A 21,663-nucleotide genomic window follows, 5' to 3' on the forward strand; every position below is an offset into this window, starting at 1 on the left:
TTAGCACAAAACCGATAATAACAATAGAAGCGACATTTCATAGCTATAACGCTATTAAATTTTCCTCTTTCATTATCCCTGATATTACATATAATTACTTTTATAGGAAGTTAAAAGGACTTTCAGACGATACAACAAAATCACTTTATACAACGTTTTCCTTTGGCATACTTCAGCGAAACGAAAGGAAGTCATTACGATGAAAGCCCCTCTCTCGGCGTACAAAAAGCGCAAAATTAGCTTGGCAACTGTACTTAGCGGTCTCGTTTTTTTATGCGTCTTGGTCACGATTATCCTCGTGCTGCTTTCGTCCTTCCAATCCAGCAAGCTTTTAATGGAACGTACAGCATTATCCACCAATTTCTCCAAAGCGAGCAAAATGAGCGATACGCTTGACGCGCTAACCAAAACGATACGGCTAAGCTTGAAACACAGTGTGCAAATAGAACAGGAGGGCATGTGGGACGAGCCTGATCAAGTTCAGCGGATGAATGAGGATTTAAATTTAATGAAGCATAGCAGCAATTTTTTCAATTCTATCGTAGTCGTGGATAAACACGGAATTATAAGAGGAGCTACGGAGGAAATAAGCAGCTTAATCAATGAGCCGATTACGTCAGCTTCCTTGAAACAAGCGCTGGCATCAAAGCGATCGAGCATATCGGACCCCTTTTTTGATGAACGGACAGGCAATTTATTTATTATGGTGAGCGAGCCGCTATATGACAAAAACCAGCAATACGAGGGTTTTATTGGCGGCAGCATTTATTTGAAGAAAAATAATGTTATGAATACGATTTTTGAGAAAAATACGAATGATTTTTTGGAGTCTTATTTTTATATTGTAGATCAGCAGGGCAACCTGCTCTTTCACCCCGACCCCATGCTCATTGGCAAAAACATAAGCAAAAATATGGTAGTGAAAAAGCTGATGGCTGGGCAAAACGGCAGCGAAATGATTACCAGCTTGAACGGCAGCAAGCTGCTCGTCGGATATGCCAGTGTTAAGGAAAATGGCTGGGGCATCGTGGCAGCCACTCCTATGCAAAGCATTAAGGACCAGCTCGTTTACCATTTCAAAAATGCTGCCGTCACAATTGCCATCCCGCTGCTGCTGCTTATATTCGCGGTCATTATATTGGCGCGGCGCATTGCCAAGCCGTTTCTAAAGCTTTCGCAGTTCGTCAGCCAGCTCGGGGACGCAGGCGAGCTTAGCTCCTGGCGCAAAAACCACTGGATTCGGGAAACGGATCTGCTTATTAAATCAACGATCAATGTTGGATCGCTTATTCAGGCTCAGCATCATCAATTAACGAAAGATGCGGAAACGGACCCGCTAACGGGGCTCATGAATAGGCGCACCTTAATCAAATTTTTGACGTTGTGGATGGAAGAGAAGCTGCCCTTCTCCATTATTATTATCGATATTGACCGCTTCAAGCGGGTCAACGATAAATTTGGGCATCAAGCAGGCGATGCGGTACTCAGGCAGCTGGCGCAAACGGTCATTCATGCCATTCGGCCAGAGGATATCGGCTACCGCTACGGCGGGGAGGAGCTTGTTATTTTGCTTCAGCAGACGGCGCTATCGGAAGCTTATTTAGTCGCCGAGCAGCTGCGGATTGCTGTGGAGGAAGGAGTAGATCCGGTCGTTGGGCGCGTAACGATTTCACAGGGGGTTGCCCAGTATCCGCTTCATGGCACCAGCCCCGAGGAGCTGCTTCTGAAAGCGGACCAAGCATTGTATCAAGCAAAAAATGCGGGCCGCAACCAGACGATTGCCGCGGCAGCAGAGGTATAGAGGCGTCAGCTGCGACAAAACAAGTCGCAGCTAACGCCTCTGCTTGCATACATAAAGGAAAGAAAATGGCGGATGCCGGGTTTATTTTTCAAATGAAGCTACAGCACCGCTGCTTTGCCGCCGTCAATATTGACGGAAGTTCCCGTGACGAAGGAAGCCGCTTCCGAGACGAGAAAAGCGATGACATTCGCGGCTTCCTCCGGATTGCCGATGCGTCCAAGCGGAATATCATGTTTCGGGCTCGCCGCGAACTCCTCCCACGACAGATCGGGAGCGGTCTGTTTCCACTTGCGCTCAATTTGATCGCTGCGGATGAGGCCGATGCAGACAGCATTCACACGGATGCCATCGCCCGCCAAATCCTTGCTCATCGCTTTCGTCAGCGCAAGGCCAGCCGCCCGGCTTACCGAAGTAGGCAGCGAGGAGCCTGCTGGCGTCTTGCCGCCAATAGCCGTCACATTTACGATGGCGCCGCCTCCTGCCTCGCGGAGATAAGGAAGTGCCGCTCGCGCGAAATGAATGGCCGCATACAGCTTAAGGTCAAGATCAGCTGCCCACGCATCCGGCACAACCTTATCGAACGGAAGCGCTGCCGACGTTCCAGCATTGTTTACGAGAATATCAACACCGCCAAGCTGCTGGACCACCTCGGCAACTGCCCGCTGTACGTCAGCCTCAACTGATACATCGGCGGAGATGATCAACGGCTTTTTGCCTGTCGCTTGCTTAATCCGTTCTGCTGCTTCTTGCAGCGGTCCCTCCTGTCTGGCAACTATCGCTACTTCTGCTCCCTCAGCCGCCAGCCGCAGCGCGGTGGCAAGCCCAATTCCTTTGCTTCCCCCCGTCACAATGGCGCGTTTCCCTTGTATACCCAAATCCATCTTAATTCCTCCTGTCCATGAAGTAATCGAACTCAATCCTTATTACCGCAACCCATTCAGTCTAAACCTGCTGTCTCTTATTTTCCATTATACTATACAAGCTGGGCTGTATAAAAAAACATGCCGGGTCTATTAAGCCCCGGCATGTTTCATCTATGAATTATAATCCTGCGCTATATCCAGGCACCGCGTAGGCGGATGGCGCTACACCAACCTCCTGCTTGAAGCGGCGGCTGAAATAATACGGATCCTCGTAGCCGACCTGACGAGCGATGCTGCGCACCGTCGCATTCGTCTCCTTCAATAGACCTTTAGCCCGGTCAATGCGAATGGCGATTAAATAATCGATCGGGCTGATGCCCATATGCTTCTTGAAGGCGCGGGAGTAATGCTCCGGCGTAATGCCAACCATGCTGGCGAGCATGTCCCGTGTAATTGGTTTGTGATAATGGCGTTTCATATATTCAACCGTCTGCCCAAGCTTGCTTCTTCCTCCTGCAACAGATTCGGTGTTATGCCTAAAGTGTGTATCCTCTTCTTGGAAGCCCATCCGTATCGAGTTTCTCATATGCTTTATCATTTCCCACCTTCCCGGCCTATTGGCACTGCTGAATGATCGCTCATCCATATATAATGATTATCATTATCAATTATAATTCAAGGCTGCTTTTTTTTCAACACCTCGCCATAATAATTCATCACTTCTGAAAATATTTGTTTCCTTACATAGGAAAGGAACGTGCTGGAAACGCTAATGGCACGGACTTGTTCTATCTTCTGGAAGCGAGGTACTGTCATGCGCGGATTCAAACGCAGCAATTGGAATCACAAAACAGCGAGGGCCGATTGGCAGCAGTCGGACAAGCGCCAGCCCGACGAGCAGCAGCCGCTTTCACAGCGATTGGATGAAAATATAACAGAGCTGCGGCGTGTGTATGCAGACTGCGCTGACCTCTCCTTCCATTCCTTGCGGATCGGGGAGCTTGCTGAAGCCATGCTCATATTTCATATCAGTATGTGCGATGATGAGCAGCTGAATATGTTCATTTTGCGACCCCTTGCGAGCGATGCCGGCCGCTTGACTGCTGCGACCCCTGCACAGCTGCTAAACCTTCTGCCCATCGCCGCTGCCAATACCGTGCGCACGCTGGAGGACGCTGTCGATATCATTAGCAATGGCATGCCGCTGCTCTTCATCGATGGCAGCGAGGAGGCGCTGTCGTTCGGCTTGCAAAAAATCGAGCATCGCAGCATTGAGGAGCCTTCAGCGGAATCTACCGTTCGCGGCCCTCGCGAATCGTTTAATGAAGTACTGTCCATTAATCTGTCACTGCTGCGCCGTAAAATGAAAAGTCCGAAAATGAAGCTGCTAACGATGACGATCGGCGAGTATACACGAACCGATATCGCTATTCTCTACTTGGAGGGAGCCGCAAATCCCGCCACCGTCGATGAGGCGTTGAAGCGGCTTGCCGCGATTGACACCGATGGCATTTTGGAAAGCGAATATATTGAGGAATGGATTGCCGACTCGCCTTATTCGCCGTTTCCACAAATGATTGCAACCGAAAGGCCGGACGTCGTCTGCGCAAATTTGCTGGAAGGGCGCTGCGCTATTCTAATTGATGGGACGCCGTTTGCCCTCATCGCTCCCGTGACCTTATTTTCCATGCTGCAGTCTGTCGAGGACTACTATCAGCATTTTATTATGAGCACCTTTGTACGCTGGCTGCGTTATGTTTTTTTTCTGCTGTCCCTGCTTCTTCCATCAGCTTATGTGGCGATTACAACCTACCATCAGGAAATGATTCCGACGGTGCTGCTGCTCAGCATCGCCAAGGCAAGGGAAGAAATCCCTTTTCCAGCGCTAGTTGAAGCGCTGATTATGGAAATCGCCTTCGAAGCGCTGCGCGAGGCTGGGGTCAGGCTCCCAAGACAGGTCGGATCAGCTGTCAGCATCGTGGGCGCGCTCATCATCGGACAAGCTGCCACGTCGGCAGGCATCGTCTCTGCGCCAATGGTTATTGTCGTGGCCACAACCGGTATTGCATCGTTTATGATTCCGCGTTATGCGGCTGGCATTTCCTCCCGTTTGCTGCGGTTTCCAATCATGCTGCTGGCAGGAACGCTGGGACTGATCGGCATGATGCTTGGACTGATTTTGATCGTCATCCATTTATCAAGTTTGCGTTCCTTCGGCGTTCCCTACTTGTCACCTGTTACGCCAGCTTCGATGGGGACTATTCGCGATGTCATCTGGCGTGCTCCTGCCTGGATGAACGAAGCCCGAAAAGAACGGCATTCCGGGCGCAGCAGCCCAAGCGGGAACAAAAAATAGCCGGCAGTGGCCAAAACCTGCCCTACATTATAACGGAGGAGGCTGAAGCTCCCATGCTTGAAACTGGAAAAATATCATCGTCACAGATGGCTATTTTGCTCTATCCGTCGATTCTCGCCACATCCATATTGTCTGTTCCCAGCATTACGATGACCCATGCCCATCAGGACATGTGGATCTCCCCGATTTGGGCAGGCTTGTTTGGCATGCTGACCGTATGGGTGGCGGTCAAGCTCAATCGGCTGAAACCAGACAGCACCCTGATTCGAACGAGCTTCAGCCTGCTTGGAGCTGTTCCGGGTTTTCTGGTAGGCTTGTTTTATATTTTTTATTTGCCCCATTTAACAGGCATCATTATTCGCCAATATGGCGAGTTTATTATTAGCAATGCGCTGCCGATGACACCGCAGTTCATTGTAACCGGATCGATGGTGCTCGTCTGTGCAATCAATGCCCGCCTCGGCATCGAGGTTATTGGGAGAAGCGCGCAGATTTTTACAGCCGTTTTTATTTTTCTCGCAGCCTTTATATTTGTTCTGCTGATCGGCCAGCTCCATCCTTCCGAGCTGCTGCCCATTGCCGAGAATGGAATTGGCCCTTCTATTAAAGGCGCGCTCGCGCCGGCTGCCTGGTTCAGCGAATATATTTTGATAGCGTTTCTGCTCCCCTACGTTAACGACCGTGAGAAAGCGATGCGAAAAAGTATGCTATCGGTACTGTTCGTCACCATCACGATGGTGGTCACCAATCTGGTGTGCTTATTCCTAATGGGCGATTTGACCTCCAGCTTTATTTATCCGGTGATGATTGCTGCCCGTTACATAACCATTGCCGATTTTATGCAGCATTTGGAAGCTCTCGTAATCGCTATTTGGATATCGGGTATTTTTGTGAAAATATCTGTCTTTCTGTACGTCTATTCGATTACTGTTGCCGACTGGCTTAAATTAAAGCACTATCGCTCCGTCGTTATGCCGCTTGCCTTTCTTTGCACCGTTTTTGCTTACTGGTCGGCCAGAAGCCAAGCGGATATCGCCAATTTGATCAGCGTATCTGGCAATACGTATACGATTGCCAGCCTGTTCATCCTGCCCTTGCTGCTGCTGCTGGTTAGTCTCATTAAAAACAAGCTGACCCGCAAAAAGAAGGCATCCTCATGATAAGCAGCAAGCTGCACAACCTGCGGCGCAAAATCGCACTCCTGCTTCTGGCGGCATGCAGCATGGCGCTTTTGCAAGGCTGCTGGGATCGTGTGGAAATTAATGACTTGGCAATGGTGCTTGCAACCGGCATTGACCGAACCAAGGATGGTAAAGTCCATCTTTCGATTCAAATTTTCATTCCACGCCAAAGCGGCAGCAGCGCGACCGGAGGGACCGGTGGCAGTGAAGGATCTCCGAGCGGCGTTACGATGGTGCAAACCGCAGAAGGGCTTAATATTGCAGACGCAATGACCCGGCTGCAGCGCAAAATTTCCCGCCACGTTTTCTGGGGACATTGCGAGGCCATTGTCATAGGAGAAAAGACAGCAAAGCTCGGCATTCGCGAGTACATGGACTTTTTGCTGCGCTTCTCCCAATTTCGTGAACATGCTTATGTTTATATTAGCGAGACTAAAGCAGAGGATATCCTCTCCCTGCTGCCTCCTCTTGAGCGAAGCTCGGCGGAAGCTTTGCGTGAAATGGGCAATATGAAGTTGGGTACCAAAATGACGGTGCTTGATTTAGCCCAAGCGCTGGAAGGTCTAAGCAAATCAGCCGTACTATCCAGGCTGAAAATTGCTCCACCCGCGCCTGGACAAAATAAGAAAGCTACGATGCCCTTTGTATTTGGACTGGCCTTAATTAAGGATGACCGGGAAATTCGCGTCGTAACCGAGCCGATGAGCCTAGGCATACTTATGATGCTGAATCAACTGGACAATATCGTTTTGACGGTTAACCCGGATAAAACCAACAAGCAAGCAGCTGTCACCATCAAACCGCAATTCATTCGTACGGAGTTTGTTCCCGGCTTTGCTGACGGAAACTGGACGATGAAGGTCAACATTAAAACAAAGGGCGACGTCATCTTGAATACAACTGATCTGTCGCTGCTGCCACCGCCGAATGTAGAAAAAATTCAGGCTTTGTTTGAAGAACAGTTTAAGCAGCGAGCGGAAGCCGCACTGCAATTAACCCAGCAAAAGCTGAAAACCGATTTTTTCGGCTATGCGAATGCGTACCGCAATCATTTCCCACACAAATGGAAAGCAAAAAGGGCCCAGTGGGAAAGCGACCTGCCAAAAATAAAAACGACAATCCATGTAGAGGCTCGCATTTTGCGCACAGGAAAATCCGGTGATCCGCAAGGGATACCGGGCCAATCCAATGAATAAATGCAACAAAACATACAGGAGGACTCTCGATGAAGGTGCTGTTTATTACAGGTATTCTGCTCGTCTCCGTCATTATTATATATGGAGAAACTCGCGGGCAGGACAACGGGCGCCGGGAAATGACTACGGCAATCGCCATAACAGCATTAACGGCAGCTTTGGCTATTTTGCTCGTTTTTTTCCCCGACATGCCTGGCCCCACCGAGCTTATTACCTTCCTGTTCAGCAGCATGGGCATGAAATAACCCCTCCTGCTTGCTGCTCAAGTTGCAATTCGTTAATTAACGCTGCGAATGTCGCCAATTACGTTTGTGCTGATTTTTAAATAATCAAATGTTGCGGTACTGCCTTCTCCAATCGGCGATTGGGCGACGACGCCAACTTTAATCGTTGCGGGAATGTCCATTCCAAAATAACGGACCATTTTCCATTTGACGCCATCCACTGAATAATGGAACGCAAAGCTATTGCCAGCCCGGGCAATACGCAAAAAAGGCCGAACGATCTGGGCATCGCTGGAAACACAATCATCGGATGCGCCGCGTGTCACAACGCTGAGAATGGACGGCATATCGTCAAAAAACTCCGAGCAAAGCTTGGCCCAGTGATCTTCGTCTGCCATAATCATCAAGCAGCCGGAATCGTACGTCTGCTTCATATCAACCGCAACGCGAGTGACGGCATAGAAATCGCCTTCAACTAATGTGTAAAGAAAAGGAGCGGAGTTTTTCGTGTTGCCTCCTGCCGGATCGATGAAAAAATCGCCCATCGGCGGCGCTTGCACGACCAACTGCTGGTGCTCATTCACTTCCCAGCTCTTCGGCTCATTAATCCAGGACAGCTCCTTGCTTAAGCTTTGCCTGCTGCATCCTTCAAATACGTTCATCATGTTCGCCCCTTCTTTATGCGCCGAAGCGCTTCTCATAACACATGCTCAGCTCATAATCGACATATTCGCCAAATTTCCCGATAAATATGTAGCCATGCTTTTCATAAAACTTCAACGACTCGGGCTGCTCGGGCCCCGTCTCCAGCCGGATGCCGGCAAAGCCGCGCAGCTGCGCCTCATTCTCCAAAAAGGAAAGCATAGCGGCAGCAATGCCGAGCTTCCGGCTTTCTTTATGCACGAAAAAGCGTTTCAGCTCCGTATATTGGGCATCCAGCGGCCGGATGGCACCGCACCCGACCGGTTCGTCCCCGGAAAAAGCGACAATAAATACAGTGTCTTGGATGCCTGGATCGGTAAAATCCAGCCCGTGCACCTCTTCCGACGGATATCGCTCCAGCAGCTCCTCGTCTAGCAATTGAATCAGTTGGTGCAAGGTTTCATCCAGTGGCTCTACTATACGAATGCTGATGTCTTTCATTTGTTATGCCTCCATAGCTGCTTCTAGCAAGTTAGTAAATGAATGGAATATTTGCCATATGGCTATCGTACCTGTTTGCTCTCTACTTCGCAATCCATTATTGCGTCAGCTGCTTTACCATTCGAATGTAGCGGTGCCCTGCCAGCTCCAGCTCTCCATCCTCGGCATAGCCCATCCGAAAATAAAGCGCCGTCGCCTTCTCGTTATCATCCAGCGCAATGAGCGATAGGCGCGGCCAGCCCGCATCCTTCGCCTTATTCTCCAGCGCGCCGATCAAAGCCCGCGCTATCCCCTTCCCCTGATAGGCGGGATTTACCGCCACGGAATCCAAATAATATTCGCCGGGCCTTGCCTCCGTCATAATTTGATAGCCGGCATGAGCTGGCTCCTGACGGATGCGCGAAAGCAGCGGAGCATCAAGCTTCGCAGCTGCATCACCGCCGTAACCGAGCGCCATGCCCGCGATGGCCTCCCCCTCCCAGGCGACAAGCACATGCTCGTAGCTGATTCTGTTTCCTTTTTCCACATAAAAATCCGCTAATCTATTCATCGCCTCCTGCTCGTCTTTAGCGCCCGTCAGCGTACAGGCGATATCGCCAATTGCTGCATGCAGAAGCGGCATAATTTGCTGTACATCTTCTTTTCTCGCTGGCACAATCATCTAGCTCAACTCCTATCGTTATTCTTTAATTAGTTTATCCTAATCCATTAAGCCATGCTATAATCAAGCACAGGTGATTATACATATGGAACAAACACGTACAAAATATTATCCCAGACCTTACGGCGTAACAACAAACATAATGCCACGGGCCAATCAGGCGGCAGCTGATACGAGCAAGCAGCTTGTCGGACGCGGCGAAAGCGATGCCGTTTTTTTTCGCTCGCTGGAGCAGCACGGCATTCAGCTCAATGAGGCGCAAATTGCCGCTGTCCGCCATACCGAGGGACCGCTGCTCACGCTCGCTGGAGCCGGCTCCGGCAAAACCTCCGTTCTCGTCTGCCGAACGGCTTATTTGCTGTCTGTCCGCAGCGTAATGGCATCCCAGCTGCTGCTCATGACATTTTCCAAAAAAGCGGCAGAGGAAATGAAGTCCCGCATTGCCACGCTGCCCGGCATTTCTGAAAGTGCTGCAGCTGCGGTAGAAGCCAGAACGTTCCATTCGTTCTGCTTGCAGCTGCTGCGCAGGCGGGGCATGAGGCAGGCGATATTAGGCGACAGCGGCCGGAAGCAAATTTTTTTCAAACGGCTGCTGCGCGAACGGAATTTGCATGAGACGTATCAGCCGGAGACGCTCATTACGTTATTTTCAGCCTACAAGCTGGAAATGCTGGAGCTTCATGAGCTGCCGGCCAAAACAGAAGAGGACAAGCAGCTGAAAATTCTTTTTGAATGCTACGAGCAGTGGAAGTCGGAGCAGCAGCTGATCGACTATGATGATATGCTGCTTGCCGCTTATCGGCTGCTCACGACCGATCAGAATCTGCTCGAAATGCTCCAGCGCCGCTTCCGCTACGTCATGATCGATGAGTTTCAGGATACGAATAAGGTGCAGTATGAGCTGATTAAGCTGCTTGTCTCGCAGCATGGCAACTTGATGGTCGTTGGCGATGATGACCAGACGATCTATTCATTTAACGGGGCGCGCAACGATTATATATTAAATTTCGAGCAGCAATTTCCGACCAGCAAAAATGTCGTGCTCGATATTAACTACCGCTCCGGAGCTGCCATTGTCGGGCTGGGCAATGCGATTATTAGCAGCAACAAGCAGCGCCGTCCCAAATCGCTCAAAGTAGCCAAGACGCAAAGCCTCTCCCCAACATTTGCAAGGCCGGGCAATACCGACGATGAAGCGCAGCTGATTGTTAATAAAATTACGGAAGCGCAGAGCCAAGGAAAACGCAGCTATGAGGATTTCGCGATTCTGTTTCGTACGGCGAGCAGTAGCCGCGCCATCTTCGACCAGCTGGTCATACGCCAAATTCCGTTTATTGATTACGGCGGGGGCGAGTCCTTTTATGAGCAGTGGGTTGTGAAGCCAATCATTGCCCATTTGCGGCTGGCGATCGATCGGCGCCATTTTGACGCGATGCAAAACATTCTGGCAACGCTTTATGTCAAGCCGGAGCAGGCGATGGCTTTCATCTGGAACGAAGAGAAGCAGCAAGCCAAAAAATGGCCGCTGATCCATCTCGTCCGCTTCCCGGGCATTAAGGAGTTTCATCAGGAAAAAATCAAAGAGCGGCTGCGGCTCATTCGCTCCTTGCCTAAGCTAAAGCCCGAGCAGGCGATTCGCCTGCTGCGCGACGGCTTTTATGACAATTACATTCAAGCCGATAAAAGCCAGACGCTTACCGAGCATAAGGACGCTTTGAAGGAAACGCTCGACGAGCTCGAAACCGCCGCCAAACGTTTTGCGACGATCACCGAGTTTTTGGCATTCGTGGACGAGATCGCACTGAAGCTGCAGGAGATGAGGCAGCTCAAGCTGGCGAGCCGCGGCGCTGACGCCGTTCATTTTATGACGATCCACAAATCAAAGGGGCTGGAATTTCCCGTCGTGTTCGTCAGCGGAGCATCCGATGGCATTTTGCCGCACAGCTCCGCGCTGTCCGCGAGCAAAAATAGCGACCGGAGCGCCATCCAGACCGGGGATGACGTCGCCGAGGCTGCGCTGGAGGAAGAGCGGCGGCTCGCTTATGTCGCCGTCACGCGGGCCAAGGAAGAGCTGTACATCAGCTCGCCCGGCTATTATCGCGGCAAACCGGCGCCCGTATCTTCTTTTTTGCTCAATGCTTTTAAATAAATACCTTAGATAAATATTTCAAATAAATATATGCCTATAAATGGGGTGTCTACCGGATGAACGATCAGCTTAGAACCTTTTTACAATTAGGTGATGCCGTTATTATTACGGATGATCAGCATCAGATATTAGAAATCAATACGAGCTATGAAGCGATAACCGGCTACAACCGCAGAGAAATTTTAGGGAAAACAGCCGGAATTGTTCGCACCAGCCTTACCCCCGTGCATATTCATGAAAGCATGAAGGAAGCGTTAAAGGCAAAGCGGCCATGGTCTGGCGTATTCATTAACCGCCGCAAGGATGGACAGCTCTGGCATTCCTCCATTACCATTACACCTTTATATATGGAGGAGAGCTGGTATTATATCGGTATTTTCCGTGAATTGGAGCAGCTCCCTAGCGGCTTCTATATGCCTCAGGAAAGGATTGGGCATATTCAAAGCTCGCTGCTCAAGGTGCTTGCCATTTCCTGCGAAATTCGCGATCCTGGCATTGAATCGCATCTTGTGCGGGTAAGGAATCTTACAGAGGAGCTTGTGCGTTATCATAATGAGCGGATGCAGTTAGGATGGAACGAAGAACGGCTCAGCCGCATCGCCTCGGCGAGCATTTTGCATGATATCGGAAAATCGGGCATTCCCGAGGGGATTTTATATAAGCCCGGTCCGCTCGCTGACTATGAACGCACCATTATTGAGATGCATACGTTTATTGGCGTCGACATAATTGAGAAGATTTTCAACGAGTTTAATGACGAGCTGTTTACTAGCGAGCTGACGGCGAGCAAGCATATTATTTTGTACCATCATGAATGGTGGGATGGCAAGGGCTATCCGCATAAGCTTGCGGGAGAAGCTATTCCCATTGAAGCGCGCATCGTAAGCATCGTTGATGTGTTCGACGCCCTTACCAGCAAACGCCCCTACAAGGAAAAATGGTCGGTGGAGCAAGCGCTCGCTTACATTAAAGAGATGCACGGCACCCAGTTTGACCCGGACTTAGTCGATTCATTTATTCAGCTGTTTGGGCAAGGTGAAACGGCTGTCGCCGTCCTTTAACGGCGTGGCGCGTTTCATTCCGAGAAATATAGAGATAGGATAACGAAATGATATCCTTTCCTATATTTCAAGCGTAAACGGCTGTCGACGTCCTCTGGCGGCAAAGCTACCGTTTCGCGTAGAAATATAGAGAATGGATGAAATCATCATATCCTTTCCTATATTTCAGCAAAAAGAGGGATTGGCGTAAGTGCCAATCCCTCTTCTTCATGTGCAGTACGTTATAAACGGTGTGCAGCGGACAATGCTAGAAACCCTTAACCGTGCAGCATGCTTCGCTTATTCCGCAGGAGGCGTGAACGTGCGCTGCGCAAATTCAGCATCCAGCATATAAAACGCGTTGCTGTCTTTATCAATGCGCTTCAGCTTCGAAATGATGCCGTCGAACAAGGACTCCTCTTCTACCTGCTCATCGATGAACCATTTCAGGAAGTAGATCGTCGCATGCTCGCGCTCGCTGAGCGCAAGGTCAGCAAGGTTGTAGAACTTGCGTGTGTTTTGTTGTTCATGCGCATAAGCACGCTCGAATGCATCGAGCATCGACGCATATTCGTTCTTAGGCTCGTGCAGAGCAGACAAAGTAGCACGACGGTTGCGGTCGTTCAGGAATTTATATATTTTCATGCCATGGAAACGCTCTTCCTCAGCCTGGATAATAAAGAAATTCGCAAACCCGTCCAGACTTTCGCCAGAACAGTAGGCTGCCATTGCAAGATACACATGCGCCGAATAAAATTCAAAGTTCATTTGTTCGTTTAAAGCTTCAGCTAATTGATCATTCATCACTTATGCACCTCTTCTTTTTCGGAGTTGCCTCTATCTTAACACAAAAAAGGAGGGCGGCAAAAGCCGCCCTCCCTATATTTATCCAATTAATTTTTTCAATTCCTTATAAAGCTTCTCGGCTGACGGAGCGCTGACCACCTTAGACTTCACCACGGCAAAACATTCATGCCTGCATGTTTTGCAATTTCCGAGACAATCGGACTTCTTCATCTTGATGTCGGGAAACTTATCCTTCATCGCCTTGTAAACTGGCTTCGTCCCGTTTTTGAAATTTTTGGTGCAATATTTGATCTTCAATAGGTGTGTCACCCCGCTGCCGCAATGGCCGTATGATTACGGTTGGCACTTTTGTGTACACACGCAATCGTCTGCTCAATCCAAAAGGCTCCCTATCAAATGATAGTAATAATCATTACCGTTGTCAATAGCCGCGGGGCGGCGGCCAAGCTTATTTTTTCAATAATTGTACGCCTCGCTGCAGCTGGGTATCTTCCTTCTCCAGCTTTTCCTTGAGCAGCTCGACGATTTGATACGCCGTCTTGTCATTGAGCGAGCCGGTAACGTCCAGCTTCTCTGCCTTCTGAAAAGCGCGCATCGCCGCCTCCGTCTCATCATCGAACAGGCCGTCTTTGCCGACGGGCGCATAGCCGAGCTCCTTCAGCATCGATTGCAGCGTCTTGACGTCTTCGCCGTAGCTGCCGTTTTTCAGCTCGCTGCCGACCGGAAGCGGACGCAAGCTTGCAAATGCAGGCAGGCTGACAACCTCATTTGGCATGACGCCAACTTTGTGAATCCACGTGCCAGCAGGCGTTTTCCACTGCGCCTCGGTCAAGCTGAGCACTGAGCCGTCTCTAAATTGCTCAAATGCTTGTACGACGCCTTTGCCATACGTTTTCTCGCCAACGACCGTTGCTCCCGCCGACTCCTTAAGCGCGGCGGTCAACACCTCGCTGGCGCTTGCCGACTGGCCGTTCACCAGCACAACGATAGGGATCGTCCACTCTTCTTTTTGCGTCGATTTATAAACAATCGGGTTGCTTTCTTCCTTATATACGACCTCTAGAATCACTTTCCCCTTCGGAATGAGCTTGCTGCCAATCGCAATCGTCGGCTGCAGCAGGCCGCCCGGGTTGGAACGAAGATCCAGCAGCAGCTTCGTCATGCCCTGTGCCTTCAGCTTCTTTACCGCTTCATCAAACTCCGTAGCCGTCTTCTGGGCGAAGCGGCTAATCGTAATATGGCCGATACCAGCCTCCAGCATCTCCGAGGTTACGGTGTAAACCGGAATCGCTTCACGCTTAAGCGTAATCTCGATAGGCTCCGTCTGGCCCGGGCGCTGCAGCGTCAGCGTCACCTCGGTACCTGTCTTGCCGCGCATAAGCCCGATAAGATCCTGAAATTTAGAATCCTTCGATTCCTTGCCGTCAACCGCCATAATGATATCACCAGACTTGACGCCTCCGCGCTCTGCTGGCGCACCCGGCGTCAGCCCAGAAATAACGAATTGGCCATCCTGCTCGCGCACCTCGGCCCCTATTCCGGAAAATTCGCCTTCATACCCTTGCGTATAGGCATCGCCCTGCTCCTCGATCAAATAGCGGGAGTACGGATCTTCCAGCGATGCTACCATTCCCTCAGAGGCGCCATTGATCAAATCCTCGCCATCCGCTCCATTTAAATATTTATCCATAATGGTATTGTAGGATACCGCAAAGTTCTGAAATGCCGGCTCCTTCAGCATCGGATACCGATGCCCCATCCAGAGCCATCCCACTGCGAACCCGGCAACCATAAATAAAATAGCCCCAACTAGGCCAATTAACAGCACTCTGCGCCGTGCAGCAGCATGTGTAAAATACCTCAACTCGTCATCTCCCCAGGTTCAACTCTCATCCGCTTTCTTTACTGTATCTTATTGAAGGGGGATGGAGCAAATTTTCAAAAAAGAACCCGCCGCTTCTCACGTGCCGAGGTGAGACAGGCCTCAATAACCGCTGTTCCTGCTATCGCATCCTCAGGACCAAACAGCGGCTGTGCCTCGCCCGCGGCAATCTGTGCGATTCTGTTGATTTGCATCACATAAGTGTTCAGGTTGAAAGGCCCTTCCTTACGCTGGCCATCCTCCGTATGTACGATAAAATAATCCTCTTCCCCCGGCCCAAAAGCGTTCGGCAGCTCAATCCGCCCCTTCGTTCCGAGAATTTCCAAGCGGTTGCGGTAAGCCGCCCACATGCCGCAGTCGAATACGAGGCTTACATCGTTTCCGAACTCCAAAACGCCAGAAGCCATCATATCTACCCCGCCATGCTCCTTGGAAAATAAACCATGGACGCTGGCTGCTACCGGCTCACCGTCCAAAATAAGCCGCGCTGCACTTATGAGGTAGCAGCCGATGTCATACAAGGAGCCGCCGCCCCATTCCGTGTTGTAGCGAACATTGCCTGTGTCTGCTGCATTATTGAAGGTGAACGAGCCTGTCATGACGCGAAGCTCGCCAATTTCGCCAGACGCGATAATCGCCTTAATCTGCTCATAGCGCGGATGATGGCGATACATGAAAGCTTCCGCCATAACGATGCCTGCCGTCTGGGCTGCCTCCGCCATTTCCCGGGCATCCGCTGCCGTGACCGCAAATGGCTTCTCGCAAAGCACATGCTTGCCAGCTCTAGCCGCTTTAATGGCCCATTCCTTATGTAAATGATTCGGCAGCGGAATGTAGACCGCATCGATATCTGGATCAGCGAGCAGCTCCTCGTAGGAGCCGTACGCTTTTTCAATGCCTAACCGCTCTGCTGCTTCAACAGCCCGTTCCAAGCTGCGGCTTGCAATCGCCACTGCCTCGCCTCGCTCCGCCTGCTGAATGGCTGGAATCATCGTATGTATAGCAATGCTCGCACCGCTTAAAATCCCCCATCTTAGCTTCATCCTTGCCCATCCTCTCCCTGTCCATTCTTTAACAGCCCTTTCTATTATACAAGAAAAGCGGTAGATCGCTTGTACGAATGGCGATTTTTCGCTACAATCAACCTAGCTTATGTACACGATAAAGATACCTGGAGAGGGGAACATATTGCCATTATGTATAAATTAATTGCAATTGATGTAGATGATACGCTGTTGAACGATGAACTCATTGTGACTGAAGGAACGAAACGCGCCATGGAGGAAGCTATCGCGAAAGGTGTAACGGTGACGCTAGCTACCGGAAGAATGTACGCTTCCGCCAGACAGATCGCTGAGCAAATCCAGCTCAATGTGCCCATCATTACGTATCAGGGGTCGCTTGTAAAAACGCTGCTGGACGGCAAGGTGCTGTATGAGCGCAGCGTGCCTACCGATGCGGCCAAGGAGCTGTATGCTTTTACTGAAAAACATGGCCTGCATTTGCAGCTTTATGTCGATGACCAGTTGTTTGTGAAGGAAGCGAATGAGAAGGCGCTAATGTATTCGCGCCTATCCAAAATCCCTTATACGGTAGCACCAGATTTCGAGGAGCTGCTGGAGCAGCCGAATACGAAAATGCTGATTATCGATGAGCCGGACTATCTCGATGAAATTGCTGAGCAGCTCAAGGCGCTTATCGGCGACCGCGTGCATATTACGAAATCCAAAGCTCATTATTTAGAGTTTATGCATAAAGAAGGAACAAAAGGACATGCGCTGCGCTTTATGGCTGAGCATCTTGGCTGCACGATGGATCAAACGATTGCAATCGGCGATGCGTGGAATGATCACGAGATGATCGAAGCGGCTGGACTTGGCGTAGCGATGGCTAATGCGATTCCGGCGCTGAAAGAGGTTGCGAATTATGTGACGCTTAGTAATAATGATGAGGGTGTTCGTCACGTATTTGAAAAATTCGTTTTAAACTCGTAAGGGATAGATATAGGTGAAATGGGATTCTTCGCTGCGTGAAAAGGTGGGGGTTACGATCGCCATTGCTGTTGAATTTCTTCGAATTAGCCGTGAACGGCTGAAATTCCACAGCAAGGAGATTAGGCTTCGAAGCCGCTTTCTTCCAGAAAGCTCTGTTGAGCACTCCGTTTCTCCACCCCCACCTTTTCACTCCGCTTCGACCCGCTCACCTATACACCCTTAAAGCGTTTACCGATTTTTTGGGGGCAATAAAACAAACCGTGAATCTGGCTCATTCAATAGCCAAATCCACGGTTTGTTTGTTGTTACAAGATTTATTACAATGTCTAATTACATTGTTAAGTGCAACTTAGCTTTTGATTGGAATTAAATACCCGCGAGCACTTGGTACCAGATGCCCTTTTTGGAATAGAGCGTCTTCTTTACCTCAGGCCAGCCGCCGAGGTAGCTGATGTCGAACAGCTGCTCAGGAACTACGTATTTACTCGCTGACTCCTTGGCTACCGTCTCATTTACGGGACGGAAGCCGTAATCGACAAGAACACGCTGGGCTTCATCGCTGTGCAAATAATGGATGAACGCTTCGGCCACCTCGCGGGTGCCGTGCTTGTCTACATTTGTGTCTACAACCGTTGCCGGGTTTTCAATCAAGATTGTGCTTTTCGGCACAACGATATGATAGTCCTTGCCCTGCTTAATGCGGGCGAGCAGCTCGTTCTCATACGTCACGATAACGTCGCCTACGCCGTATTCGAACGCCGCCATAGAAGCACGGCCGCTTTTATCGAGCGATTCCACGTTGGCATGGACAGCCTTGAGGAAGTTTTTGGCATAGGCCGGGTCCTTGGTGCCTGTCTCTACCTCTGACTGCTTCAATCCCGCTCCATAAATCGCATTAATGTCCCATTGAGCGCCGCCAGATGTTTTCGGGTTCGGATAGACGACCTTCACTCCGCTGCGAGTGAGATCGGACCAATCCTGAATGTTCAGCGGATTGCCCTCACGTGTGCCAAGCACCACAATCGACTTGGTCACGAATTCGCCGTCCGCTTGCTCCTTCCAATTCGGGTTGATAAGTCCCGCATCGGCAATTTTGTTGACGTCGCCTTCCATCGCCAGCACAGCAACGTCGGCATTAAATCCGCCTATAATAGCCCGCGCTTGCGTACCAGAGGCTTCATAGGATTCCTGAAATACAACCTTTTGTCCCGTTTGCTGCAGCCAGTAAGCCTGGAACTGCGGCAAAATTTCGGCGAAAGCATCCTTCACTATGGAGTATGCACCAATGACAAGCGTGACATCGCCGTTTGGAACGGAAGATTCCACCGCCGGATCACCCTCCTGCGCGTCGCCACAGCCCGCTGCTATAAGCAGCAGAGAGATGGCAAGCAGCAGGGCGAGCAAACGGCGGCTTGTTGTCTGAATAGCATTCATAATGGCATACAACTCTTTCTGCTCGATGTTTTCTAACCCAAGCTATTAGATATGAATTGGCATTGGATCTTCCTTCAGGCTGTTTTCCTGAATCCAGCTCTCTTGATCATTGAACAAATATGCCCGATGCACCAGCACATGAACGCGGTCGCCTGGCTGCAGCACATCCTTCTCCAGCGAACGGTAGGTGACGAGCTTAACCGAGCCTACCTCTAGCTCGACCAGCCACTCGCTGCCGCGGAAATGAATATGCTTGACGCTTGCTTCCAGCGCGGCAGATGCAAGGCGAATCTCACCCGGCTTGCCGATTTCGATATATTCGGGACGGATAAGTGCCTTCGTACCAGGTTTGCCAGCAGCAGAGTCAAAGCCCTTCAGTGCGCCAACATCCTCGACAATCGTTGACTCCCCGATGAAGCTCGCTACGAATGGCGTCTGCGGGTCTTTATAAATCGCCCAAGGAGAGCCCTTCTGCTCCAGCTTTCCCTTGCTGATAATCATAATTTCATCGGCAACCTCAATCGCCTCATCCTGGTCATGCGTGACGAAAATCGATGTAATGCCGACGCGCTCTATCATTTCCTTGAGCCAAGTGCGCAGCTCTGTACGGATTTTCGCATCAATCGCCGCGAATGGCTCGTCGAGCAGCAGCAGTTGCGGCTCAGGCGCAAGCGCTCTAGCGAAGGCAACGCGCTGGCGCTGGCCTCCCGATAGCTGATGCGCATAACGGTGCTCAAAGCCCTTCAGCCCTGTAAGCTCAACAAGCGTCATAACACGCTCGCGGATTTGTTCTTTCGTTTGCTTTTTGACTTTCAGCCCGAAAGCGATATTATCATAAACGGTCATATGCTTGAACAGCGCATAATTCTGGAACACAAAACCGATTCCGCGCTCCTGTGGCGGCAAATCATTGACGCGCTTGCCATGGAACACAATATCGCCAGAGGAAGGCGACTCAAGCCCTGCCAGCATGCGGAGAATCGACGTTTTGCCGCCGCCGCTCGGACCGAGGAGGCCAATAAGCTGGCCTTTCTTAATATCGAAGCTGACATCCTGCACCGCATGAAAATCCCCGAAGCTTTTGTTTAAATTACGGACTTCAATATGCATGGCTTAATGCACTTCCTTTCGTTTCTTGGCCCATTCCATTAATAGCAGCAATCCTACGGAGAACGCTGCAAGCACGAGCGCAACTCCGTTCGCAGCTACAACATTAAAGTTCTCCACATCTTGATACACGAGTGTCGTTGCCGTCTGCGTCTTATTCATAATATTGCCGGATACGACGAGCACGGCGCCAAATTCGCCAAGCGAGCGGGCAACCGTAAGCACAACACCGTAAATGACGCCCCAACGAATCGACGGCCACGTTACCTGCCAAAACGTATACCACGGATATGCGCCAAGCGTAGAAGCCGCTTCCTCCTGCTGGGCCCCGATTTCCTGCAATACGGGCAGCACCTCGCGCACCATGAGCGGGAAAGTGACGAACAGCGTTGCGAGCACCATGCCTGGCAAGGCATAGACGATTTTAAAGCCCGACGCTTCAAAAAAAGTTCCAATAACTGTACTTGGTCCAAGAATAAGGACAATCATTAGACCGCCGATAACAGGCGATACCGCAAACGGTAGATCGACCAAGCTGTTCAGCAGGCGCTTGATACGCGGCCCGATCCATTTTGCCCGTACCAGATAAAGCGCAAGCATAACGCCAAACAGCGTATTTAATGCGGTTACAATAACGACAATTAATGCAGTCATCTTAAGGGCATGAAGCGATTGCTGCCTTAGCAGCCCTTCAGTAAAGCCGCTCCAGCCCTCTGCCCAGGACCCGCGCACGATTTCGACAAGCGGTATGATGAGTAGAAGTATAAATACGACATAAGTGAGCGTAATCCATAGTTTTCTCATTGGCCCGGCCTCCTGGATTGAATCAGGTTAACCGTCCACAAAATGACGAAGGACAAGGTGAGCAAAATTACGGAAACCGCCGCCGCTCCTTGCGGATTATCGCTTTCGATTTCCCCAAAAATATAAACCGATGCAATGAGCGTTTTGCCAGGAATGTTGCCTGCTACAAGCACAACTGCCCCAAACTCGGCTATGCCGCGCGAGAACGCCAGCATCGCTCCGCTAATAATACCCGGAACCATCGACGGTAAAATAATGCGGAAAAACGTCAGCGCCTTCGATGCTCCCATCGTATAAGCCGCTTCTTCCTCCGAGCGATCCAGCTCCTCCAGCAAAGGCTGTACGGCGCGGATGACGAATGGGAAGGTGACGAACACCATCGCGATAATAATCGCTGGTTCATGAAAGACGATATCGAAGCCCAGCTTCGTCGCCAGTCCGCCAACAAAGCTGCGAGGGCCCAGCAGCAGCAAAATCATTAGCCCAGCAACCGCCGTCGGCAAAGCAAAAGGCAAATCGACGAGCGAGTTGAGAAATCTTTTCCCGGGAAATTTATAGCGAATAAGCACCCAGCCAATCATCGTTCCGAGAAAAATGTTGATTATCGTCGCAATAACGGCAAGCCTGACGGTAAGCAGCACCGCTTTCCACGCGAGAGGATCGCTTACGCTTTCCCAGAATGGCTGCCAGCCAAGCGACAGCGATTGCGTGTAAATGCCGAATATCGGAATAATAATCAGGATAATAAAATAAAGCATAACCGTACTTCGGAAGCCGAAGCTCCACCATTTGTTTCGAAACATAGCATTCACGTTGACATTACCCTCCAGACCATCGACTCGTGTCGTAGGTGAAACCACAGACGAAAAGCGAAAAGTAAAAATTGCAAGGTGAAACGGTTATCGCCATCCTTTGGTGGCGCGGCGCGTTTCATTCCGAGAAATATAGAGAAAGGATAGCGTTACGACATCCTTTCCTATATTTCAAGGTGAAACGGCTATCGCCATCCTTTGGCGGCAAA

The 21,663-nt window shown here is 50.4% G+C and carries 21 protein-coding genes; 8 read left to right on the forward strand and 13 right to left on the reverse strand.

Annotated elements, in window-relative coordinates; all coding sequences use genetic code 11:
• The first annotated feature begins 199 nt into the window (after window positions 1-199).
• Window positions 200-1,801, forward strand: a complete 1,602-nt coding sequence (locus tag AC50Y5_RS19365) for a sensor domain-containing diguanylate cyclase (RefSeq protein ID WP_494863037.1) — start codon at window positions 200-202, stop codon at window positions 1,799-1,801.
• 98 nt (window positions 1,802-1,899) lie between these two features.
• Here AC50Y5_RS19365 and AC50Y5_RS19370 read toward each other — a convergent pair whose 3' ends face one another.
• Window positions 1,900-2,682, reverse strand: coding sequence for an SDR family NAD(P)-dependent oxidoreductase (locus AC50Y5_RS19370; protein WP_494863039.1), 783 nt, complete (start codon window positions 2,680-2,682; stop codon window positions 1,900-1,902).
• Between the two features lie 160 nt (window positions 2,683-2,842).
• Window positions 2,843-3,262 (reverse strand): helix-turn-helix domain-containing protein, encoded by a 420-nt coding sequence (locus tag AC50Y5_RS19375; protein WP_162241938.1) that lies wholly within the window; start codon window positions 3,260-3,262, stop codon window positions 2,843-2,845.
• A 216-nt stretch (window positions 3,263-3,478) separates the two neighbouring features.
• Between AC50Y5_RS19375 and AC50Y5_RS19380 the strand changes: the two genes are divergently transcribed.
• The 4 genes from AC50Y5_RS19380 to AC50Y5_RS19395 are packed head-to-tail and all read left to right on the forward strand — an operon-like array spanning window position 3,479 to window position 7,642.
• Entirely contained in the window at window positions 3,479-5,020 is a 1,542-nt protein-coding gene (locus AC50Y5_RS19380; protein ID WP_494863041.1) for a spore germination protein, read from the forward strand.
• Between the two features lie 53 nt (window positions 5,021-5,073).
• A complete protein-coding gene (locus AC50Y5_RS19385) occupies window positions 5,074-6,180 on the forward strand; it encodes a GerAB/ArcD/ProY family transporter (protein WP_056041393.1) in 1,107 nt (368 codons plus the stop codon).
• Window positions 6,177-7,397: a Ger(x)C family spore germination protein gene (locus tag AC50Y5_RS19390; protein ID WP_056041391.1), complete on the forward strand. Its 1,221-nt coding sequence runs from the start codon at window positions 6,177-6,179 to the stop codon at window positions 7,395-7,397. Before AC50Y5_RS19385 ends, AC50Y5_RS19390 begins: the two co-directional genes overlap by 4 nt.
• Before the next feature lie 29 nt (window positions 7,398-7,426).
• Entirely contained in the window at window positions 7,427-7,642 is a 216-nt protein-coding gene (locus AC50Y5_RS19395) for a hypothetical protein (RefSeq protein ID WP_056041389.1), read from the forward strand.
• A 32-nt stretch (window positions 7,643-7,674) separates the two neighbouring features.
• On the opposite strand, the gene AC50Y5_RS19400 is transcribed toward AC50Y5_RS19395, so the two are convergent.
• From AC50Y5_RS19400 to AC50Y5_RS19410, 3 genes are all read right to left on the reverse strand, one after another.
• Window positions 7,675-8,286, reverse strand: coding sequence for a DUF1349 domain-containing protein (locus AC50Y5_RS19400; RefSeq protein ID WP_235533292.1), 612 nt, complete (start codon window positions 8,284-8,286; stop codon window positions 7,675-7,677).
• 13 nt (window positions 8,287-8,299) lie between these two features.
• Window positions 8,300-8,764, reverse strand: coding sequence for a GNAT family N-acetyltransferase (locus AC50Y5_RS19405; protein WP_056041387.1), 465 nt, complete (start codon window positions 8,762-8,764; stop codon window positions 8,300-8,302).
• A gap of 97 nt (window positions 8,765-8,861) precedes the next feature.
• Complete coding sequence (locus tag AC50Y5_RS19410; RefSeq protein WP_494863044.1) at window positions 8,862-9,425, reverse strand: GNAT family N-acetyltransferase; 564 nt, start codon at window positions 9,423-9,425, stop codon at window positions 8,862-8,864.
• Window positions 9,426-9,510: 85 nt separating this feature from the next.
• Between AC50Y5_RS19410 and AC50Y5_RS19415 the strand changes: the two genes are divergently transcribed.
• Together AC50Y5_RS19415 and AC50Y5_RS19420 are read left to right on the forward strand one after the other, a co-directional pair.
• Complete coding sequence (locus AC50Y5_RS19415; protein WP_494863046.1) at window positions 9,511-11,574, forward strand: ATP-dependent helicase; 2,064 nt, start codon at window positions 9,511-9,513, stop codon at window positions 11,572-11,574.
• A 56-nt stretch (window positions 11,575-11,630) separates the two neighbouring features.
• Window positions 11,631-12,635 carry an HD-GYP domain-containing protein gene (locus tag AC50Y5_RS19420; RefSeq protein ID WP_494863048.1) on the forward strand — a complete coding sequence of 335 codons (1,005 nt, stop codon included), beginning with the start codon at window positions 11,631-11,633 and terminating at the stop codon, window positions 12,633-12,635.
• Window positions 12,636-12,914: 279 nt separating this feature from the next.
• On the opposite strand, the gene AC50Y5_RS19425 is transcribed toward AC50Y5_RS19420, so the two are convergent.
• The 4 genes from AC50Y5_RS19425 to AC50Y5_RS19440 all read right to left on the reverse strand — a co-directional run bounded on the left by AC50Y5_RS19425 (window position 12,915) and on the right by AC50Y5_RS19440 (window position 16,346).
• Window positions 12,915-13,418 carry a ferritin gene (locus AC50Y5_RS19425; protein WP_056041379.1) on the reverse strand — a complete coding sequence of 168 codons (504 nt, stop codon included), beginning with the start codon at window positions 13,416-13,418 and terminating at the stop codon, window positions 12,915-12,917.
• Between the two features lie 81 nt (window positions 13,419-13,499).
• On the reverse strand, window positions 13,500-13,730 hold the full coding sequence (locus AC50Y5_RS19430; protein WP_056041378.1) for a DUF1450 domain-containing protein: 231 nt from the start codon (window positions 13,728-13,730) through the stop codon (window positions 13,500-13,502).
• Between the two features lie 139 nt (window positions 13,731-13,869).
• The gene (locus tag AC50Y5_RS19435) at window positions 13,870-15,285 is read right to left on the reverse strand and encodes a S41 family peptidase (RefSeq protein WP_056041376.1); all 1,416 of its coding nucleotides are present in this window, start codon (window positions 15,283-15,285) and stop codon (window positions 13,870-13,872) included.
• 74 nt (window positions 15,286-15,359) lie between these two features.
• Complete coding sequence (locus AC50Y5_RS19440; RefSeq protein ID WP_494863050.1) at window positions 15,360-16,346, reverse strand: Gfo/Idh/MocA family protein; 987 nt, start codon at window positions 16,344-16,346, stop codon at window positions 15,360-15,362.
• 153 nt (window positions 16,347-16,499) lie between these two features.
• Between AC50Y5_RS19440 and AC50Y5_RS19445 the strand changes: the two genes are divergently transcribed.
• Window positions 16,500-17,297: a Cof-type HAD-IIB family hydrolase gene (locus AC50Y5_RS19445; protein ID WP_056041373.1), complete on the forward strand. Its 798-nt coding sequence runs from the start codon at window positions 16,500-16,502 to the stop codon at window positions 17,295-17,297.
• A gap of 366 nt (window positions 17,298-17,663) precedes the next feature.
• On the opposite strand, the gene AC50Y5_RS19450 is transcribed toward AC50Y5_RS19445, so the two are convergent.
• From AC50Y5_RS19450 to cysT, 4 genes are read right to left on the reverse strand one after another with little or no spacing between them, the layout of a single operon-like run.
• Window positions 17,664-18,731: a sulfate ABC transporter substrate-binding protein gene (locus AC50Y5_RS19450; protein WP_494863053.1), complete on the reverse strand. Its 1,068-nt coding sequence runs from the start codon at window positions 18,729-18,731 to the stop codon at window positions 17,664-17,666.
• Window positions 18,732-18,776: 45 nt separating this feature from the next.
• Window positions 18,777-19,841 carry a sulfate/molybdate ABC transporter ATP-binding protein gene (locus AC50Y5_RS19455; RefSeq protein ID WP_099519152.1) on the reverse strand — a complete coding sequence of 355 codons (1,065 nt, stop codon included), beginning with the start codon at window positions 19,839-19,841 and terminating at the stop codon, window positions 18,777-18,779.
• Window positions 19,842-19,844: 3 nt separating this feature from the next.
• Window positions 19,845-20,642 (reverse strand): sulfate ABC transporter permease subunit, encoded by a 798-nt coding sequence (locus tag AC50Y5_RS19460; RefSeq protein ID WP_494863055.1) that lies wholly within the window; start codon window positions 20,640-20,642, stop codon window positions 19,845-19,847.
• Complete coding sequence (gene cysT / locus AC50Y5_RS19465; protein ID WP_414811819.1) at window positions 20,639-21,454, reverse strand: sulfate ABC transporter permease subunit CysT; 816 nt, start codon at window positions 21,452-21,454, stop codon at window positions 20,639-20,641. Before cysT ends, AC50Y5_RS19460 begins: the two co-directional genes overlap by 4 nt.
• Window positions 21,455-21,663: the final 209 nt, after the last annotated feature.

Source organism: Paenibacillus sp. JT22N7 (assembly GCF_059383875.1).

Excerpts from the sequence above, each read along its gene's own strand:
- AC50Y5_RS19365 (WP_494863037.1), top strand. The coding sequence starts at position 200 with ATGAAAGCCCCTCTCTCGGCGTACAAAAAGCGCAAAATTAGCTTGGCA.
- AC50Y5_RS19370 (WP_494863039.1), bottom strand. The coding sequence starts at position 2,682 with ATGGATTTGGGTATACAAGGGAAACGCGCCATTGTGACGGGGGGAAGC.
- AC50Y5_RS19375 (WP_162241938.1), bottom strand. The coding sequence starts at position 3,262 with ATGATAAAGCATATGAGAAACTCGATACGGATGGGCTTCCAAGAAGAG.
- AC50Y5_RS19380 (WP_494863041.1), top strand. The coding sequence starts at position 3,479 with ATGCGCGGATTCAAACGCAGCAATTGGAATCACAAAACAGCGAGGGCC.
- AC50Y5_RS19385 (WP_056041393.1), top strand. The coding sequence starts at position 5,074 with ATGCTTGAAACTGGAAAAATATCATCGTCACAGATGGCTATTTTGCTC.
- AC50Y5_RS19390 (WP_056041391.1), top strand. The coding sequence starts at position 6,177 with ATGATAAGCAGCAAGCTGCACAACCTGCGGCGCAAAATCGCACTCCTG.
- AC50Y5_RS19395 (WP_056041389.1), top strand. The coding sequence starts at position 7,427 with ATGAAGGTGCTGTTTATTACAGGTATTCTGCTCGTCTCCGTCATTATT.
- AC50Y5_RS19400 (WP_235533292.1), bottom strand. The coding sequence starts at position 8,286 with ATGATGAACGTATTTGAAGGATGCAGCAGGCAAAGCTTAAGCAAGGAG.
- AC50Y5_RS19405 (WP_056041387.1), bottom strand. The coding sequence starts at position 8,764 with ATGAAAGACATCAGCATTCGTATAGTAGAGCCACTGGATGAAACCTTG.
- AC50Y5_RS19410 (WP_494863044.1), bottom strand. The coding sequence starts at position 9,425 with ATGATTGTGCCAGCGAGAAAAGAAGATGTACAGCAAATTATGCCGCTT.
- AC50Y5_RS19415 (WP_494863046.1), top strand. The coding sequence starts at position 9,511 with ATGGAACAAACACGTACAAAATATTATCCCAGACCTTACGGCGTAACA.
- AC50Y5_RS19420 (WP_494863048.1), top strand. The coding sequence starts at position 11,631 with ATGAACGATCAGCTTAGAACCTTTTTACAATTAGGTGATGCCGTTATT.
- AC50Y5_RS19425 (WP_056041379.1), bottom strand. The coding sequence starts at position 13,418 with ATGAATGATCAATTAGCTGAAGCTTTAAACGAACAAATGAACTTTGAA.
- AC50Y5_RS19440 (WP_494863050.1), bottom strand. The coding sequence starts at position 16,346 with ATGAAGCTAAGATGGGGGATTTTAAGCGGTGCGAGCATTGCTATACAT.
- AC50Y5_RS19445 (WP_056041373.1), top strand. The coding sequence starts at position 16,500 with ATGTATAAATTAATTGCAATTGATGTAGATGATACGCTGTTGAACGAT.
- AC50Y5_RS19450 (WP_494863053.1), bottom strand. The coding sequence starts at position 18,731 with ATGAATGCTATTCAGACAACAAGCCGCCGTTTGCTCGCCCTGCTGCTT.
- AC50Y5_RS19455 (WP_099519152.1), bottom strand. The coding sequence starts at position 19,841 with ATGCATATTGAAGTCCGTAATTTAAACAAAAGCTTCGGGGATTTTCAT.
- AC50Y5_RS19460 (WP_494863055.1), bottom strand. The coding sequence starts at position 20,642 with ATGAGAAAACTATGGATTACGCTCACTTATGTCGTATTTATACTTCTA.